This is a genomic window from Pseudomonas sp. ESBL9, from assembly GCF_036668715.1.
In the GTDB taxonomy this organism is placed as follows: domain Bacteria; phylum Pseudomonadota; class Gammaproteobacteria; order Pseudomonadales; family Pseudomonadaceae; genus Aquipseudomonas; species Aquipseudomonas lundensis.
This window is the reverse complement of record NZ_JAZEVV010000001.1, coordinates 422661-439037: the sequence shown is the minus strand read 5'-3', so window position 1 is coordinate 439037 and position 16377 is coordinate 422661. Positions and strand designations below refer to the sequence as shown.

The window sequence follows — 16377 nt, the reverse complement described above, 5'->3', positions numbered from 1 at the left end:
CGGGGTAAATACCGGCGGCACTCACTCGTTATCCAGCATGACTCCCACTGACCGAGGTGCTGTTTATGTCTGTCGCTGCCACGCTGGTGCACACCCTGCGCAAACGCCTGAGCAAACCTGGCGGTTATGAACTGTTCGACATCCACCTCCAGCAGCGCATTGCCCTGAGCCCTTCGCTGATGCGTTTCGTGTTCACCGGCGCAGATGTGGGACTGATGCAAACCCTGGCCCCGGATCAGCGGGTCAAGCTGTTCTTCCCCAGTAACGACGGGACCTTGCCCTGCCTGCCGAAGAGCGGTGACTGGCAGGCAGCGCGGCGCGCCTTGAGCGCTGACAAAATCCCGCCCATGCGCACCTACACCGTTCGCGACCTGCGGCCCGACGCCCACGAGCTGGACATCGACTTCGTCCTGCATGGGGAAACCGGCCCGGCCTCGCGCTGGGCCGTGCACAGCCAGCCGGGCGACCGCCTGCAAATCGTCGCGCCGCAGGCGGCGTATCGAGGCGACCCCGGAGGCTATGAATGGCAGCCGCCCCAAGGGGTGCGGCAGGTGTTGTTGATTGGCGACGAAACCGCGTTACCGGCGCTGGCCGGGATTCTGGAGCAACTGACCGACCACCCCGATGCGCCACGGGTACAAGCCTTTATCGAAGTGCCCGAAGAAGCCGACTGCCTGCCCCTGCTCTGCGGCTTGAATGCCAAGGTCCACTGGTTGCCCCGCGCCAGTCTGGGCAAGCGCCACGGCGAAGGCATGACCCTGGCGGCCCGGGAGCTGGCGAGCTTGCCGCCGGTGAACACGCGCATGGCCAACACGGCGGCCGCTGAAGAGCTGGACCTCAACACCCAGCGCCCCTGGGAGCGCGCCAGCGCCAAACAGGGCGACTTTTATGCCTGGGTTGCCGGTGAGTCCGCTGCGGTGATGGCGATTCGACGGTTTTTAATCAACGAACAAGGGCTGGCACGCCAGCAACTGACATTGATGGGTTACTGGAAACTGGGGCGGTCACTGGAATAATGACTCAGCGTGCAGGCGATTGAAACTAATAAAGTTCAATCGCGCGCACTTGATTCGCTTCCCCTGTAAGAACATTCCACAAGTACAGGTTATGAGTCATACATCAACATCGGATTGGCGAAATATTTAACCCTGAACAACCACAACCTTATCAGTCGATGCAGGCACAGGGCATTTGGCGAGAGAGGACTGTTTCTTCAATTTTTTATACAGGGATTGCACGCCAGGCAGTTGTAACGCCTCAGGGTTGTAGTCAGGCACATCAGAACGAACTAACACCAGTTCATTACACGGCATAAAAAAAATAATAATGGACTTGTCCGTTACATCATCAACAGGCGCCAGCTTGGCTTCCTTAATCTTGGTTGTGTTTCGATAGCGCTCACCCTCCGCCCCCTGATACTCCGGACCCAATTTGTGAAAGCTGTAGGTGGTCTCTGAATTGTAGGGATAACGTGAAAACAGTCGTGCCGGATTGATCACCCCGGCCACGGGTTTTACAGGCCCGCCGGGGCTGGGGGCTGACACCGCGCGTGCCGTGTAGCTGTCGGGCTGTTGGAGCGCGGTCACTTTTGTAAAGTCAGTGTTGTTTCGAGGCGCATCATAATACGTCCATATCGCATAATCGAAGTCACCACCGCCGGTTAAATTAATGCTGTACAGCGGGGCCGAATAACCCACGGGACGAGGTGTATCTTTGACCCGCAAACTATTTTTTAGCCAAACATCGAACGGATACAAAACAATATCCACTGCCAAATCCACCGGCATGGAGGCGATTCCCATCATCGGGAGCAACCCGAGTGAACCTATCCAGAAAAAGGGCTCTTTGGCAATTTTCATATCTTCTCGAACCCCGCTAAACCCTCCTGACCGCTCACTCATCAACGTCCCACATCCGGACATCAGCGACATACACACCACCAAAACATACCCCTGTATTTCTTTATGGCGACTGACTTTCATTGCAACTCCTTGCTTCTTCTTTTTATCTGGTTTTTAACGGATCCACATGAATACATCTATAAATTAACAGGTCGCAATGCCTAGATTTTTGCCCATGTCTGTGACTATCAACAAAACTGAATACCCTCTCTGAAATGCCCTACGAAAACGCGCTGTAATAATTCTTTACATCTCAAGGTTCGGGTTTCGGCCTGCTCATCCGTCCTACATGGATAAGCAATCGCTTCTCAATGGCGATTAACACCCGCTCAACCGCGAGTTTGCCGTTACCCATGTCCAAAAAATCCCGTTCCAAGCTCTGGTTTCTGGTTCACAGCTGGCTCACTTTGCCGATCTGGTTCTTCGTGCTGATCGTGTGCGTGACTGGCACCCTGGCCGTGGTGAGCCAGGAAATTGTGTGGCTGGCGACCCCTGAAGCCCGTGCCAGCCAGCCCTCGGACGATGCGCCGCTACTCAGCTATGAACAGGTGCTCACTGCCATTCATCAGGCCGAACCCGCCCTGGCCGTGCAGTCGATCAGCCGACCCGACGAGGCCCACTTCGCGCTGGTGGCCGATGTGGTGTACCCCGACGGGCGCTCACCTTCGCTGTACATCAACCCCTACACCGGCGCCATTCAGGGCGAGAGCCCGAGTTTCAATTTCAAAGCGTTCACCCGCGCCCTGCACGGCTGGTGGCTGGTGCCGTTCACCAATGGTTACAGCTGGGGCTGGTATTTGGTGTCGTTCCTCGGCCTGCCGTTGCTGGGCTCGCTGATTACCGGGCTGGTGGTCTACAAGAAATTCTGGAAAGGCTTTTTCAAACCCAACTTGCGCTTCAAGCACGGCGCGCGAATTTTCTGGGGCGACTTCCATCGCCTGTGCGGGATCTGGTCGATCTGGTTTATCGCGGTGATTTCCATCACCGGCCTGTGGTTCCTGATTCAGGCGTTCATGTTCGATAACCAGATTTCCATTTCAACGGCCGGCAACCCGCCGGTGGTGGCACGTCAGGACGTGCCGATCATGCCCGACGGCAAACCGGCGCCGCAGATCAGTCTGGACAAGGCCGTGTCGATTGCTGCCGAGAAAATTCCCGGCCTTGAAGCCAGCTTCATCAGCCTGCCGAGTAATGCCTACGGCCATATCGAAGTCGGCGGTCCGGGCTGGTACCCGCTGTTGTTTCAGACCGCCGAGATCAACCCGTACAACGGCCTGATTGAAGGCTCGCGCATGATTGCCGACCGCTCCGGCCTGGAGCTGGTCACCGAGTCGATGCGGCCGCTGCACACCGGCGACTTTGGCGGCATTTGGGTCAAGCTGATCTGGTTCTTCTTCGGCCTGATCCTGAGCATGATGGTGCTCAGCGGTTTGCTGATCTGGACCAAGCGCACCGCACTGGCCACCGCCCACGCCCTCAAGCGCAGCAACACGCCTGCGCGCGCGCCTGCCGCTCAGGCCGCCACAACAACCACCGATAACCACACGCAGGTCAACGCATGAGCAAGGCAACCACGGCGCAGCCCGCCTCGCCCTTGAGCCGCTGGTGGCACCAATGGCGCTTTCACCTGAACATTTTGCTGTTGCTGGTGCCGCTGGGGTTCATGCCCAAGTACTTCGCCGATGCGTCGCTGTTTCGCGGCGACAGCGGTCTGGGCGAACGCGACATCGGCACCCTGCAGGTCGGCCCCTGGAGCCTGCAACTGGCCGAGCTGCGCGACGAAGCGCCACGCCCGGACGGGCCTGCGGGCTACATGAAAAACTTTAACGCGGCCTTGTGCGACGCCTGCATCGAACCGGTCAAGGCGGTCTACCTGCGCATCGGCAAACCCCGCAGCCTGCGTACCGCCGGGGTGATTTTCTTCGGCACGCCCTATCGCCTGGGCGCCACCGTTCCCGTGCCGCTGCTCACCCAAGAGAATGCCGAGCTGTGGGTCACCCTTGAAGGTTGGGACGGCTCGGTGCATCAGGCATCCATCCCCCTGAAAACGGCATCACCTGCCACGGTGGCCTGGCTGAAACAACAAGGAGGCAAACCATGAACATGCGACTGTCCAGACTCCCTGCGCGGCGCCTGATGACCGCAGGCTTTGCCGCCTGCATGGTCATGAGCACCCCGGTGCTTGCGCACAACCCGATGTGCGAATGCAAAGAACTAGATGGCGAACAGATCCGCTGCACCGGCGGATTCTCGGACGGCAGTGGCGCGCCGGGCGTCACCCTGGACGTCATCGGTTACGACGAAACCATTCTGGTGCCCGGCAAGTTGGGTCAGGACTCCAGCCTGACGTTCAAAAAACCCGATGGCGAATTTTACGTGCTGTTTGACGCGGGCCCCGGGCACATCGTTGAAATCGACCAAGCCGACATCGAGGCCCCATGAATACGCACGTGGTACGCCCCGCCGGGGCCGGGCATGAAACCCTGTACGTCCTGCTGTTATGCCTGTTGATCCTGAGCGTTGCCGGTTCGGTGGTGGCGTGGCGCCATGAATCGCTGAGCGAAACCACAGTGGCGGCCCACCAACTGGATGCGCGACGGGACTTGAACGCCGCCGAGCAAGGGATCTACGCCGACCTGCGGGTCACACTCGACGAAATCCAGTGGCTGCGCGAAGACTCGAATGCGCTGGCCGAGCCCTCAGAACTGGCCGCTGAAGGGTTTGCCCCTTTTGCGGCCGACGCCAGCTCAATCAGCCGCGGCGGCCACGTGTGGCAGTTGCTGGGCGACCAGGCGTACCTGGGCGTGAGCCCCCACCCTGAGGTTGCGGGCTCGTTTTTGTTGCGTATCGGTGCTGAGCCGGATGTCTGGCTCAACCGCAACAGCACGGTCAGCGTACCCGCCGACGTCAGCGATGCGGCCTTGCGCAGCAACGGCTGGCAGCAAGTGATCGCGCAATTCGATGCCGGGGTGACTCGCCAGCATCGGCACTGAACCCACCGCCTGACCTGAGAGAAGCCTGCTCGCCATGTCCATTTCATCTGTTCTGCGTCGCCGCACCCTGTTGCTGGCCGGGCTGATTGCCTGCTGCCTTGCCCCGCTCGCCTCGGCCGACACCCCGACAGCGCTCGCCAAGCCGTTACGCATCGGCATCACCTTGCACCCCTATTACAGCTACGTGAGCAACATCGTCGGCGACAAGGCCGAGGTGGTGCCGCTGATTCCCGCCGGTTTTAACCCCCACGCCTACGAACCCCGGGCCGAAGACATCAAACGCATCGGCACGCTGGATGTGATCGTGCTCAACGGCGTGGGCCACGACGACTTCGCCGACCGCATGATCGAAGCCAGCGAAACGCCCGACATCCCGGTGATCGAGGCCAATCAGAACGTGCCGTTGCTGGCCGCCACCGGCAATGCCGCCCGCGGTGCAGGCAAAGTGGTCAACCCTCATACCTTCCTGTCCATCAGCGCCTCGATTGCCCAGGTCAACAACATTGCCCGCGAACTGGGCAAGCTGGACCCGGCCAATGCCAAAACCTACACCGCCAATGCCCGCGCCTATGGCAAACGCCTGCGCCAGATGCGGGCCGATGCACTGGCCAAATTGACCGAAGCCCCCAATGCCGATTTACGGGTGGCCACTGTGCATGCCGCGTATGACTACCTATTGCGCGAGTTTGGCCTTGAAGTCACGGCCGTGGTCGAACCTGCCCACGGCATCGAGCCCAGCCCGAGCCAGTTGAAAAAGACCATCGACCAATTGCGCGCACTGGACGTAAAGGTGATTTTCTCGGAGATGGACTTCCCTTCCACCTACGTCGACACCATCCAGCGCGAGTCGGGGGTCAAGCTCTATCCGTTGTCACACATTTCCTATGGCGACTACAGCGCTGACAAATACGAAAAAGAAATGACCGGCAACCTCAACACCGTGGTCAAGGCCATACAGGAGGCCGGAGCATGAGCGCTGCCGAACCGCTGGCCACCCTCGCCACCGGCCCCGGGGTTGAGTTCGACCAGGTCTCGCTGACCCTGGGCCAGACGCCGATTCTCGATCACGTCAGTTTCAACATCCGCCCCGGCAGTGTGCATGCGCTGGTCGGCCCGAACGGCGGTGGTAAAAGCTCGCTGATCAAGACCCTGCTGGGGCAGATGCCGCATCAGGGCCGCCTGTGCCTGAACTGGCCGGGCGCAACCGGTCCGATCGGCTACGTGCCGCAGGCGCTGGAATTCGACCGGGGCTTGCCCATGACGGTGGACGACTTCATGGCCGCCATGTGCCAACGGCGACCGGCCTTTCTGGGCCTGTCGCGCAAGGTAGCGCCCGCCATTGGTGAAGCACTGGAGCGGGTCGGCATGCAGGACAAACGCAAGCGCCGCATGGGCGCATTGTCCGGCGGTGAACGCCAGCGTGTGCTGCTGGCTCAGGGCCTGATCCCGGCCCCGCAGTTGCTGGTACTGGACGAACCCATGTCAGCACTGGACGAAGCTGGCGCCCGCGTGTTTGAACGCTTGCTCAAGGACTGGCGTCAGGCGGGCGTGACCGTGGTGTGGATCGAACACGACCTGGCGGCCGTCAAGCGTTTGGCTGAACGAGTGACGGGGCTCAACCGTCGGGTGCTGTTCGACGGCCCACCCGAACAGACTTTGAGCCCCGAACGCCTGCTGAACCTGTTTGCGACTCACCCCACCGGCCACGGGAGCACTGATTCATGAGTTACGAAGCCTTTCGGCTGATGGTTCAAGGCTGGGCCTCGGCGGGTTATCTGCCCGGGGTACTGGCCTACGGTTTTGTGGTCAACGCGTTGCTGGCCGGTCTGTTGATCGGCCCGGTCCTTGGCGGCCTGGGAACGCTGGTGGTGGTCAAGCGCTTTGCGTTTTTCTCCGAAGCGGTGGGCCACGCGGCACTGACGGGGGTCGCCATCGGCATTTTGCTCGGCGAACCCTATACCGGGCCCTATGGCAGCCTGTTCGGCTACTGCCTGCTGTTTGGCGTGTCACTCAATTACCTGCGCAATCGCACCGGTCTGGCACCCGACACACTGATTGGCGTTTTCCTCTCGGTGTCACTGGCGTTGGGCGCCAGCCTGCTGCTGATTCTGGCGGGCAAGATCAACGTTCACATTCTCGAAAACGTGCTCTTTGGCTCCGTCCTCACCGTCAACGGCAACGACTTGCTGGTGCTGGCGATTGTCGGTGCGCTGGTGCTCGGGCTAAGCCTGCCGCTGTACAACCGCATCATGCTGGCCAGTTTCAATCCGCAACTGGCCGCCGTGCGCGGTGTGGCCGTGAAGTCGCTGGATTACCTGTTCGTGATTCTGGTGACGCTGATCACGGTCGCGGCGGTCAAGGTCATCGGTGCCATTCTGGTAGGCGCCCTGCTGGTGATTCCGGCAGCCGCGGCACGGCTGCTGAGCCAGTCGCTGAAGGGTTTCTTCTGGATCTCGGTAGTCATTGCCACGTTCAGCACGTTGTGCGGGATTCTGTTGCCCATCGTGTTCGACCTGCCCATCCCCTCCGGCGCCGCAATCATTCTGGTGGCCGGTATCGCCTTTGCCCTCGCCGCCATCGCGCGCGGTGTGGTCCCCAGCCTGAAAGGGAATATTGGATAAATGCCTACTCTGCGCACACTCACCCTCGCGCTGGCCCTGACCGGCCTGCTCAGCACCCCGCTCATGGCCGCCCACCCGGCGGCACAACCGGTGCGCATTCTGGCCAGCTTACCGATCACCTATGGCCTGGGCCAGTTGTTGCTCAAGGACACTGACGTGACCCTGGAACGCGCTGCGGCCGCCAATCTCCCAGGCAGCCGCCAAAGCGCTTACTTCAGTGGGCGCGGCGCACCCGCCCTGCACAAACTGGCCGAACACGCCGATGCCGTCATCGGCCTGCGTTCGGTATGGAGCGACGACCCGCTCTACCCCATGGCACGCCGCAGCAACCTGCGCATCGTCGAAATCGATGCCGCACGCCCGGTCGATGGCAGCCTGCCGGGTATCGCCTTGCAACCGGGCGCCCCGCGCGATGGCCTGAACACTCAGCCGTGGCTGGTCAGCAACAACATGGGGCGCATGGCCGACGTTATGGCCGCCGACCTGGTACGCCTGGCCCCCCACGCCAAACCGCAGATCGAAGCCAATCTGGCCGCCCTCAAGCAACGCCTGCTCAAGCTCAGCGCCGACACTGAACAGCAACTGGCCAACGTCGACAACCTGAGCGTGGTGAGTTTGTCCGACCGACTGGATTACCTGGTGGCAGGGTTAAACCTGGAACCGGTGACGGTCGACCACCCATCTGACCAGCCCTGGACACCCGAAGCCCTTGAAGCCCTGACCCGCACCCTGAAAGACAACGACGTGGCGCTGGTGCTGGACCATCGTGCCCCCAGCGACGCGTTAACAGCGGCCGTGGCACAAAGCGGCAGCCAACTGCTGGTGGTCAACGCCGACGGTGCAGATCCGGTGGCGCAACTGCAGGCCACGATCGAAGCAATCATCAAAGCGTTGAACAAGGCGTAACACGGTATCGAGCAGGATGTTGGCGCGGCCGTGTTTGCGTCCCCCTCGAAGCCGGAGGACTCCACCCTCCCAGCCACCGGAATGCACCAAACGGTTGCGAAATGTCGCGCAGTTAAATACTGTATGCACATACAGCTAACCAAGGACCGCATCATGGCTAAAAAAGCAGCGAAAGCACCGACGCCTCCAACACCCTACGAATTGTTCGGGCTTCGCATACAAAAAGAAATCAGTTCTCCCAAGGCACAAAAGGCCAAAATGGCGGTCCTTTTGCGTCAGGAAGGCGATAACCCGGAATTCTGGGAGCGCCTGCTGGAAGAAATCTCCGAAAACGACAACGTCACCGTTGCCCATCGCGATGATGGCGGCGTGAACGTTTTCTGGACTGTGCCTGAGGAAGACTGAGTCAATGAGGGTTTGTTTACTGGCATTTGCCAGCCTCTTCACTGCTTTAAGCGTTCACGCGGCTGCGCCGCAAACCTTTAGTGAAGCGAAAAAGGTTGCCTGGAAACTCTACGCACCTCAATCCACCGAGTTTTACTGTGGCTGCAAATACACAGGCAACCGCGTCAATCTCAAGGCCTGTGGCTATGTGCCGCGCAAAAATGCCAACCGCGCAGCACGCATTGAATGGGAACACATCGTGCCAGCCTGGCAGATTGGCCATCAACGCCAATGCTGGCAAAAAGGAGGACGCAAAAACTGCACCCGCAACGACCCGGTCTACAAAGTGGCCGAGGCCGACCTGCACAACCTGGTGCCGAGCATCGGCGAGGTCAACGGTGACCGCAACAACTTCAGTTTCGGCTGGCTCCCGCAGCAGCCGGGGCAATACGGTTCGTGTTTGACCCAGGTGGACTTCAAAGCAAAGAAGGTCATGCCCCGACCTTCTATCCGGGGGATGATCGCTCGCACCTATTTCTATATGAGCAAGCGCTACAATTTGCGCTTGTCCAAACAAGACCGACAGTTATACGAAGCGTGGGATAAAACCTACCCGGTGCAAGCTTGGGAACGCCAGCGTAACCAGGCCGTGGCCTGTGTCATGGGTCGCGGTAATGAGTTCGTCGGCCCGGTTAATCTCAAGGCCTGCGGTTAGAGCCACCCGCAAGCACGTTACCCCTTGAGTCTTGCTGCCCTGAGGCTCAAGGGGCTTTTCACATCAGCACCGCTGTAACCCTTCCTGCATGCCCTCGATTCAGAGGCCCTTTTATTGCCGAAGTGCCATTATTGAGCTATTACTCTGCACATGATTAGACAAGCTCGATTCAATAAGAAACAACACGTGGTAGATGAACTGGTTCACCGAATAGAAAGCGGACGTTTAGTCGATGGCTTACCCCTGCCCGAAGAAGACAAGTTGGCACAAGAACTGGGGGTCACCCGCCATACGTTGCGTCAGGCCTTGACCGAACTCGAACGTCGCCGTTATATCGCCACCCGTGCCGGGGGCGGCTCTGTCGTGACCTACGACGGCATCACGCTGGATCAAAACAATGGCTGGACCCAGGCGCTGGCTGATACTGGCGCGCGCATCCATACCGAACTGTTGCGTTTTGAAGCCATTGAGCGGCCCGAGTTGCTTCATCAGTTTGGTGTCAGCCAGTTCATTACCCTGGACCGCCGACGCCGTCGCGCCGATGGCACCGCGGTGTCGCTGGAGCGCTCATTGATGCCGGCCACCAACGGCCTTGAAAGCTTGCCACGGGTAGGGCTGATCGACGATTCACTCACCATCACCCTCGCCGCTTATGGCTTTGTGGGTGAGCGTGGCGATCAATGGATCGGTGCCGAACCGTTGACCGTCGCCGACGCGCAACTGCTGGGGCGAACGCCCGGCGCGGTATTTCTAAAGGCACTGCGCACCACCTATGACCGACAAGGTCGTTTCATGGAGCAGGTCGAAAGCTGGCTGGATCCGCAGCACTTCCGCATGCACCAGTCATTCGGGGCGCCCCTGTGACACAACGTGACCGGGCGCTGGGCGCGTTTTACGGACTGGCACTGGGGGATGCGCTGGGCATGCCCACCCAGTCGTTCAGCCGTGCCGAAATCGCTGCCCGTTTCGGCCGCATCACCACCCTTGAATCGGCGCCCGCCGATCAGCCCGTAGCCCCGTACATGGCCAAGGGCTCAGTCACCGACGACACCGAGCAAGCCATTCTCGTCGCTCAACTGCTGATCGAAAATCAGGGCTGCATCCCCGCCGCTCTGTTGGCACAGCGGCTGATTGACTGGGAGGCCGGGATGCAGGCCAAGGGCTCACAAGACTTGCTGGGGCCCTCCACCAAACGGGCCATCAGCCTGATTTTGGCGGGCCACAGCCCCGAAGAAGCAGGCCGTTATGGCACCACCAACGGTGCGGCCATGCGCATTACGCCCGTCGGCATCGTCAGCGACATCGCGCACCCCGAACGCTTCATACAGGCGGTCGTCCAGTCGTGTCAGGTGACCCACAACACCCGTTTGGGAATCGCCAGCGCTGCCGCAGTCGCGGCCGTGGTGTCCAGCGGGATCAACGGTAAAAAACTCGAACACGCCTTGAATGCCGGCACTGAAATGGCCTACATAGCCGAGCATCACGGCCATTGGGTGGCAGGCGCGCGCATCGGGCCTCGCCTGCGCTGGGCACGCGATGCCAGCGCGCATTGCAACAACGATAACGTCGGGGATCTGCTGTACGACGTGATAGGCACCTCAGTCGCCTCACAAGAATCCGTGGTCGCAGCCTTTGCGCTGGCACAGCGGGTGGCCAGTGGTGAAATGAACAGTTTTGATGCGCTGTGCAGGGCGGCCAGTATTGGCGGCGACACCGACACCATCGCTGCGGTGCTCGGGGCCATGCTGGGCGCCTGTGAGGGGCTCGACGCCTGGCCCACGGCACTGATTGAGCAGGTGCGGGACGTCAATCACTTGCAACTCGAACCTCTGGTCGAGGCGTTGTTAACCCTGCGCAACGCTTAGATGCCCCCTCGCAATGGACTGCACACCGGTTTGCGGCCCAAAACCGGCGCGACACTTTGCTTAAAAACGCTAAATAAGCATCAGGAGCGACACCCATGAACAATCGCCCCGTCGGCCACAGCGCCGGTCAACTGGAAACCCGTGGCATCGAACCCGTCCCGGAAACGGAGTGCAATGGCAATCCGCTGCAACTGTTTTGGGTCTGGTTTGCCGCCAACATCAGCATTTTAGGGTTGCCTTTGGGCGCCACGCTGGTGGCCTTTCACCACTTGGCGATCTGGCAAGTCATTCTTGTCGCGCTGATCGGCGCCGCAGGCTCGTTCGCCGTGGTCGGGGTCATTTCCATTGCGGGGCGACGCGGCCGCGCGCCAAGCCTGACACTCTCCAGAGCCATTTTCGGCGTGCGCGGCAATATCGGGCCGACACTGGTGTCGCTGATTTCGCGGGTCGGCTGGGAAACCGTGAATACCACCACGGCAGCGTTTGTTTTGCTGGCCCTGAGTGCCATCGTGTTTGGCACCCCGACCGACGCTAAAAGCGCCCCGCTCCTGACCCTGCTGTGCATTGCCATTTTTGCCCTGCTCACCTTGTCAGTGTCCGGGCTTGGCCATGCCACGTTACTAGTCATCCAGCGATGGGCCACCTACGTGTTCGGCGCCCTCAACGTACTGGTCGGCGGTTTTCTCTGCGCCACCATCGACTGGCAAGGTGTGTTTGCAGCGCCTTCGGCCCCCATGAGCGCTGTGATTATCGGTATCGGCATCATGGCGGCAGGCACGGGTATCGGCTGGGCGAACGCCGGGGCCGACATGTCGCGCTATCAAAAACGCAGCGTCAGTGGCCCGCAACTGGTGGCATCTGCGGCCTGGGGCGCTGGCATACCGTTGGTGCTGCTGATTACCCTCGGCGGTTTGCTGACCGTGGGCAATCATGAACTGGCTTCGGCCACCGACCCGATTGCCGCCATCCGCAACCTGCTGCCCGCCTGGATGGCCGTGCCCTATTTGCTCAGCGCCTTTGGCGGCTTGTTGCTGTCCAATCACCTGTCGGTGTACTCCGCGGGCCTGACCACCTTGACCCTCGGGGTAAGGATCAAGCGCGTCCAGGCGGTGGTCGTGGATATCGTCGCGATTTTTTGTGGCTCGATTTACTTCATGTTGTACGCAGACAGCTTTTATGGCCCGTTCATTACCTTTATCTCCCTGACGGCCATTCCGATTACCGCGTGGGTCGCCATCTTTGTGGTCGACCTGATCCACCGTCATTACTACAGCGCCCAGGACTTGATGGACGTCAGCCCTTCCAGTGCCTATTGGTACACCGGCGGCATCGAATGGCGGGCCTTGGGTGCCTGGGCCGTGGCGCTGATCCTGGGGTTCTGTTTTACCCGGGTGGGCAGCAGCGAGGCCGACTGGTTTGTCGGCCCGCTGGCAGATGCCTGGCTGGGGCATAACGGAATGGGCTGGGTGGTGACCTTCGTGGTGGCAGGCGGCCTGTATGCCCTGCTGGGCGGCGCGCGCGACCGGCGTCTCAGTGGCACGGAGCCTGTCCATGCCTAGGATGCTGCACACGGGCCAAATCATCATCGACCTGGTGATGGCACTCGATACCCTGCCACCCTCGGGCGGTGATGCGCTGGCCAGCAGCGCCAGCTTCCACGCCGGGGGCGGTTTTAACGTGATGGCCGCCGCCCGGCGTAACGGCCTGCCCGCCCTGTACCTGGGGCGACACGGCCAAGGCCGGTTCGGTGAACTGGCGCGTCAGGCCATGCGCGACGAAGGCATCACCCCGACCCTGCCACCCGATCCGCACACAGACACCGGCCTGTGTGTGGCCCTGACGGAAGCCAGCGCAGAACGCACGTTCATCTCGTACATCGGCGCCGAGGGCGTGCTGAGCGCCGATGATCTGCAACAGGTGCAGGTGGCCCATGACGACTACGTGTATGTCAGCGGTTACAGCCTGCTGCACGCTGGCAAAGCGCAACCCTTGCTGGACTGGCTGCTGGCCTTGCCGGGGGATGTTCACATCAGCCTCGATCCCGGCCCGTTGCTCCACGACATCGCCCCCCACTTGCTGGACGCACTGTTGCCACGCCTGAACCTGTGGACCAGCAATCGCCATGAAGCGCAGGCCCTCACAGGTACGTGCACGCTGGAGGATGCCCTGACGGCGCTGGATGAACGCTTGCCTCGCACCTGCCTGAACGTGGTACGTGATGGCGCGCACGGCTGCCGGGTCAGCGATACCCATGGCCACCACCGCATTGCCGGGTTCAAGGTGCACGCGCTGGACAGCAACGGTGCGGGTGATGCTCACACAGGCGTGTTGCTGGCGGCATTGGCCCATGGCGCTACGCCGGTTGAAGCCGCGCGACGGGCCAACGCCGGGGCGGCCATTGCCGTGACCCGGCGGGGCCCCGCCACGGCGCCCCGTGCAGAGGAGATCGATGGGTTCATGGCACAGCAAAACGCCCGTACTTCCGAGGTGTGAACGCAATTTCTGAATCTCTTCAGGGTTAATTCCCACAATCAACACGACCAAAGAATGTAAGCAAAAGTGTATAAAACCTCCACAAAAGCTGGAAAATGCCTAAAGGGCTGATTTAACCTTGCCCTTTAACATCCCTCCAGTTGCACCTGTGCGCGGTAATTCTTACGTTTCCCGAGCCATTTGCGTGCTAACAGGGCGGCGTTTTCTCTCGACTTGTGACGATACTCTTGAAACTCATCATTATTGCTGTCTACGTTTTGTCCATCGCATATGTCCACTTGCGGGGCAAGGTTCGGCATAAGCTGAGCCGTCAATTAAGCGACCATTCAACCTTTCTGGCACCGATCAACTGCTTTTTGTACCTGTTCTCCAAAGTCCCCAGCCAGCCTTACTTCAAGCCTGAGGACTTCCCGGAACTGCAACCGTTGCAAGCGCACTGGGAAGAGATCCGCGAAGAAGCCCGCAAGCTGATGCACGCGGGCGAGATCAAGCGCTCAGAGCAACCGAATGACGTGGGTTTCAACTCGTTTTTCAAAACCGGTTGGAAGCGCTTCTACCTCAAATGGTACGGCGACAATCACCCTTCGGCCGTGGAGCTGTGCCCACGCACCATCGAACTGCTCAATGGCATTGGCACGATCAAAGCCGCCATGTTCGCCGAGCTGCCGCCCGGCTCAAAGCTGGTGCGCCACCGCGATCCGTACGCAGGTTCGTTGCGTTACCACTTGGGCCTGGACACGCCGGACGATCCAGGGTGCTACATCAACGTGGACGGTCAGAATTACGCGTGGCGTGACGGTGAAGCCGTGATGTTCGACGAAACCTTCATCCACTACGCCGAAAACAAGACAGACAAAAACCGCATTATTTTGTTCTGCGATGTCGAGCGGCCGATGCAGTACCGCTGGGCGGCCGCGTTCAACCAATGGTTCAGCCGTACCGTCATGGCCTCTGCCAGCTCGCCGAACGACGCCAATGACAAGGTCGGCGGCCTGAACCGTGCGTTCACCAAACTGTACAAAATCCGCCTGCGCGGCAAGGAACTGAAAAAGCGCAACCGCACACGCTACTACCTTGAAAAGTGGGCCATTTTCGGCGGCTTGCTGGCGCTGTTCCTGCTGATCTGAACCGCTCGCCCGTTGACCCCGACACCCGCAGTCGCTCACCTGTGTAGCGGCTGCGCGGCGCTTCCCACCCTCCTGCCCCACGTCTCACGTTTCACGTCGTTCCCGCACCTTGTGTTAATCAGCCGTCATGGCAATGCGCCTTGAGTTGCGAAAGCGCGCCCATATACTGGCTGGCGTGTGCTTGTTGAACCGCCCTGGCAGGCGACTGTGTGACAGGACTCTGGAGGTCTGCACCATGCCCATTCGTCTCAGTTTTATTTGCCATGCCCGTACCGAAGCCCAGCGTCTGGGCCGGTTCCCGCAAGATGAGCCGGCAGAAAGCAAAAGCCTGGAAAAAGCCGGGCAACTGGCCACAGTGCTGAAAAAACCGGTGCGGATTCTCTGCGCCCCTGAGACCCGAACCTTGCAAACCGCCCATGCCCTGGGCAGCGAAATCGAAATCGTGCCCGCGCTGGAAGAATACGATTTTGGCGACTGGAGAGGCCAAAGCCTGTCTGACCTGCAAGAGAGCACCCCGCAGGCCCTGGCGGACTGGCTCAGCAACCCCTATGCCGCGCCCCACCATGGCGAGTCGGTGCAGGACCTGTGCCTGCGGGTGGGCGCCTGGCTCGATGAATTCCGCGAGGAAGGCCATTTTGCCGTGGTCACGCATCCGTTCGTGATCCGCGCCGCCATTTTGCATGCCCTGGCGGCCAGCACCGCTTCGTTCAACCTGATTGACATCGAGCCGTTAGCGGTCGTGGATTTGCGTTTTAACGAACGCTGGCGGCTGCGATTCTGAGCTGAGGCAACTCGAGGCGGGTCCCCGCATCCGGTTTAGCGTTCTTCGAGCACCAACCCGCCCGGCGGCAACGGCAGCGCAGTTTTATAGCGCACTTGCTTAAGGGCGAAACTGGAGCGGATGTTGGCAACGCCGGGGACTTTGGTCAGGAAGTCCATCATGAAGCGCTCCAGCGCCTGAATGCTCGGCACCAGTACGCGAATCAGGTAGTCGGGGTCACCCGCCATCAGGTAGCACTCCATCACCTCGGGCCGGTCCGAGATGGCCGCCTCGAAATGTTGCAGCGCCTCTTCCACCTGCTTTTCCAGGCTCACGTGAATAAACACATTGACGTGCAGGCCGAGCATGTCGGCGTCGAGCAAGGTCACTTGCTCGCGAATCAACCCGCGCTCTTCCATCGCTTTGACCCGGTTGAAACACGGGGTGGGCGACAGGTTGACCGAGCGCGCAAGGTCCGCATTGGTGATGCGCGCGTTCTCCTGAAGGCTGTTGAGAATCCCGATATCCGTTCGATCCAGCTTGCGCATGAGACAAAACCACCTGTTTTTTATGTTTATGCAGAATTCTTATCCTTATTCGCCGTAAAGCACA

Annotated in this window: 19 protein-coding genes; 17 read left to right on the top strand and 2 right to left on the bottom strand. The window is 60.3% G+C overall.

Annotated features, from left to right (window positions below):
- Positions 1–65: 65 nt before the first annotated feature.
- On the top strand, positions 66–1016 hold the full coding sequence (locus V6F78_RS01885; protein WP_047291259.1) for a siderophore-interacting protein: 951 nt from the start codon (positions 66–68) through the stop codon (positions 1014–1016).
- A 126-nt stretch (positions 1017–1142) separates the two neighbouring features.
- Here the strand turns inward: V6F78_RS01885 and V6F78_RS01880 are convergent, their stop codons facing one another.
- Positions 1143–1982: a hypothetical protein gene (locus tag V6F78_RS01880; protein ID WP_332726518.1), complete on the bottom strand. Its 840-nt coding sequence runs from the start codon at positions 1980–1982 to the stop codon at positions 1143–1145.
- A 272-nt stretch (positions 1983–2254) separates the two neighbouring features.
- Between V6F78_RS01880 and V6F78_RS01875 the strand changes: the two genes are divergently transcribed.
- The 16 genes from V6F78_RS01875 (at position 2255) to V6F78_RS01800 (ending at position 15786) form a co-directional block, all read left to right on the top strand.
- A complete protein-coding gene (locus tag V6F78_RS01875; protein ID WP_047280462.1) occupies positions 2255–3463 on the top strand; it encodes a PepSY-associated TM helix domain-containing protein in 1209 nt (402 codons plus the stop codon).
- Positions 3460–4002, top strand: a complete 543-nt coding sequence (locus V6F78_RS01870) for a thiamine pyrophosphate-binding protein (RefSeq protein ID WP_332726517.1) — start codon at positions 3460–3462, stop codon at positions 4000–4002. Before V6F78_RS01875 ends, V6F78_RS01870 begins: the two co-directional genes overlap by 4 nt.
- 35 nt (positions 4003–4037) lie before the next feature.
- A complete protein-coding gene (locus tag V6F78_RS01865) occupies positions 4038–4343 on the top strand; it encodes a hypothetical protein (RefSeq protein WP_080963738.1) in 306 nt (101 codons plus the stop codon).
- A complete protein-coding gene (locus V6F78_RS01860; RefSeq protein ID WP_047291254.1) occupies positions 4340–4894 on the top strand; it encodes a DUF6162 family protein in 555 nt (184 codons plus the stop codon). Before V6F78_RS01865 ends, V6F78_RS01860 begins: the two co-directional genes overlap by 4 nt.
- A 34-nt stretch (positions 4895–4928) precedes the next feature.
- A complete protein-coding gene (locus V6F78_RS01855) occupies positions 4929–5867 on the top strand; it encodes a metal ABC transporter substrate-binding protein (protein ID WP_070413417.1) in 939 nt (312 codons plus the stop codon).
- The gene (locus V6F78_RS01850) at positions 5864–6619 is read left to right on the top strand and encodes a metal ABC transporter ATP-binding protein (RefSeq protein ID WP_048377273.1); all 756 of its coding nucleotides are present in this window, start codon (positions 5864–5866) and stop codon (positions 6617–6619) included. Before V6F78_RS01855 ends, V6F78_RS01850 begins: the two co-directional genes overlap by 4 nt.
- Positions 6616–7515, top strand: a complete 900-nt coding sequence (locus V6F78_RS01845) for a metal ABC transporter permease (protein WP_047275062.1) — start codon at positions 6616–6618, stop codon at positions 7513–7515. The genes V6F78_RS01850 and V6F78_RS01845 overlap by 4 nt, the downstream gene beginning before the upstream one ends.
- Positions 7516–8421, top strand: coding sequence for a metal ABC transporter solute-binding protein, Zn/Mn family (locus tag V6F78_RS01840; RefSeq protein ID WP_047291250.1), 906 nt, complete (start codon positions 7516–7518; stop codon positions 8419–8421).
- Positions 8422–8574: 153 nt separating this feature from the next.
- Positions 8575–8826, top strand: a complete 252-nt coding sequence (locus tag V6F78_RS01835) for a DUF1654 domain-containing protein (protein WP_047275066.1) — start codon at positions 8575–8577, stop codon at positions 8824–8826.
- A 4-nt stretch (positions 8827–8830) separates the two neighbouring features.
- A complete protein-coding gene (locus tag V6F78_RS01830) occupies positions 8831–9520 on the top strand; it encodes an endonuclease (protein WP_048377275.1) in 690 nt (229 codons plus the stop codon).
- Between the two features lie 150 nt (positions 9521–9670).
- Positions 9671–10384, top strand: a complete 714-nt coding sequence (locus tag V6F78_RS01825; protein WP_047291245.1) for a GntR family transcriptional regulator — start codon at positions 9671–9673, stop codon at positions 10382–10384.
- A complete protein-coding gene (locus tag V6F78_RS01820; RefSeq protein ID WP_332726515.1) occupies positions 10381–11385 on the top strand; it encodes an ADP-ribosylglycohydrolase family protein in 1005 nt (334 codons plus the stop codon). The genes V6F78_RS01825 and V6F78_RS01820 overlap by 4 nt, the downstream gene beginning before the upstream one ends.
- A gap of 95 nt (positions 11386–11480) precedes the next feature.
- Complete coding sequence (locus tag V6F78_RS01815; RefSeq protein ID WP_048377278.1) at positions 11481–12944, top strand: purine-cytosine permease family protein; 1464 nt, start codon at positions 11481–11483, stop codon at positions 12942–12944.
- Positions 12937–13878 (top strand): PfkB family carbohydrate kinase, encoded by a 942-nt coding sequence (locus V6F78_RS01810; RefSeq protein WP_169858994.1) that lies wholly within the window; start codon positions 12937–12939, stop codon positions 13876–13878. The genes V6F78_RS01815 and V6F78_RS01810 overlap by 8 nt, the downstream gene beginning before the upstream one ends.
- 227 nt (positions 13879–14105) lie before the next feature.
- A complete protein-coding gene (gene lpxO / locus V6F78_RS01805; RefSeq protein ID WP_047291238.1) occupies positions 14106–15005 on the top strand; it encodes a lipid A hydroxylase LpxO in 900 nt (299 codons plus the stop codon).
- A 235-nt stretch (positions 15006–15240) separates the two neighbouring features.
- Entirely contained in the window at positions 15241–15786 is a 546-nt protein-coding gene (locus V6F78_RS01800; RefSeq protein ID WP_047275081.1) for a histidine phosphatase family protein, read from the top strand.
- A gap of 35 nt (positions 15787–15821) precedes the next feature.
- On the opposite strand, the gene bkdR is transcribed toward V6F78_RS01800, so the two are convergent.
- Entirely contained in the window at positions 15822–16313 is a 492-nt protein-coding gene (gene bkdR / locus V6F78_RS01795; RefSeq protein ID WP_047275082.1) for a Bkd operon transcriptional regulator BkdR, read from the bottom strand.
- Positions 16314–16377: the final 64 nt, after the last annotated feature.

Excerpts from the sequence above, each read along its gene's own strand:
- V6F78_RS01855 (WP_070413417.1), top strand. The coding sequence starts at position 4,929 with ATGTCCATTTCATCTGTTCTGCGTCGCCGCACCCTGTTGCTGGCCGGG.
- V6F78_RS01870 (WP_332726517.1), top strand. The coding sequence starts at position 3,460 with ATGAGCAAGGCAACCACGGCGCAGCCCGCCTCGCCCTTGAGCCGCTGG.
- V6F78_RS01850 (WP_048377273.1), top strand. The coding sequence starts at position 5,864 with ATGAGCGCTGCCGAACCGCTGGCCACCCTCGCCACCGGCCCCGGGGTT.
- V6F78_RS01860 (WP_047291254.1), top strand. The coding sequence starts at position 4,340 with ATGAATACGCACGTGGTACGCCCCGCCGGGGCCGGGCATGAAACCCTG.
- V6F78_RS01875 (WP_047280462.1), top strand. The coding sequence starts at position 2,255 with ATGTCCAAAAAATCCCGTTCCAAGCTCTGGTTTCTGGTTCACAGCTGG.
- V6F78_RS01845 (WP_047275062.1), top strand. The coding sequence starts at position 6,616 with ATGAGTTACGAAGCCTTTCGGCTGATGGTTCAAGGCTGGGCCTCGGCG.
- V6F78_RS01885 (WP_047291259.1), top strand. The coding sequence starts at position 66 with ATGTCTGTCGCTGCCACGCTGGTGCACACCCTGCGCAAACGCCTGAGC.
- V6F78_RS01830 (WP_048377275.1), top strand. The coding sequence starts at position 8,831 with ATGAGGGTTTGTTTACTGGCATTTGCCAGCCTCTTCACTGCTTTAAGC.
- V6F78_RS01880 (WP_332726518.1), bottom strand. The coding sequence starts at position 1,982 with ATGAAAGTCAGTCGCCATAAAGAAATACAGGGGTATGTTTTGGTGGTG.
- V6F78_RS01835 (WP_047275066.1), top strand. The coding sequence starts at position 8,575 with ATGGCTAAAAAAGCAGCGAAAGCACCGACGCCTCCAACACCCTACGAA.
- V6F78_RS01865 (WP_080963738.1), top strand. The coding sequence starts at position 4,038 with ATGACCGCAGGCTTTGCCGCCTGCATGGTCATGAGCACCCCGGTGCTT.
- V6F78_RS01825 (WP_047291245.1), top strand. The coding sequence starts at position 9,671 with ATGATTAGACAAGCTCGATTCAATAAGAAACAACACGTGGTAGATGAA.
- V6F78_RS01800 (WP_047275081.1), top strand. The coding sequence starts at position 15,241 with ATGCCCATTCGTCTCAGTTTTATTTGCCATGCCCGTACCGAAGCCCAG.
- bkdR (WP_047275082.1), bottom strand. The coding sequence starts at position 16,313 with ATGCGCAAGCTGGATCGAACGGATATCGGGATTCTCAACAGCCTTCAG.
- V6F78_RS01840 (WP_047291250.1), top strand. The coding sequence starts at position 7,516 with ATGCCTACTCTGCGCACACTCACCCTCGCGCTGGCCCTGACCGGCCTG.
- V6F78_RS01810 (WP_169858994.1), top strand. The coding sequence starts at position 12,937 with ATGCCTAGGATGCTGCACACGGGCCAAATCATCATCGACCTGGTGATG.
- V6F78_RS01815 (WP_048377278.1), top strand. The coding sequence starts at position 11,481 with ATGAACAATCGCCCCGTCGGCCACAGCGCCGGTCAACTGGAAACCCGT.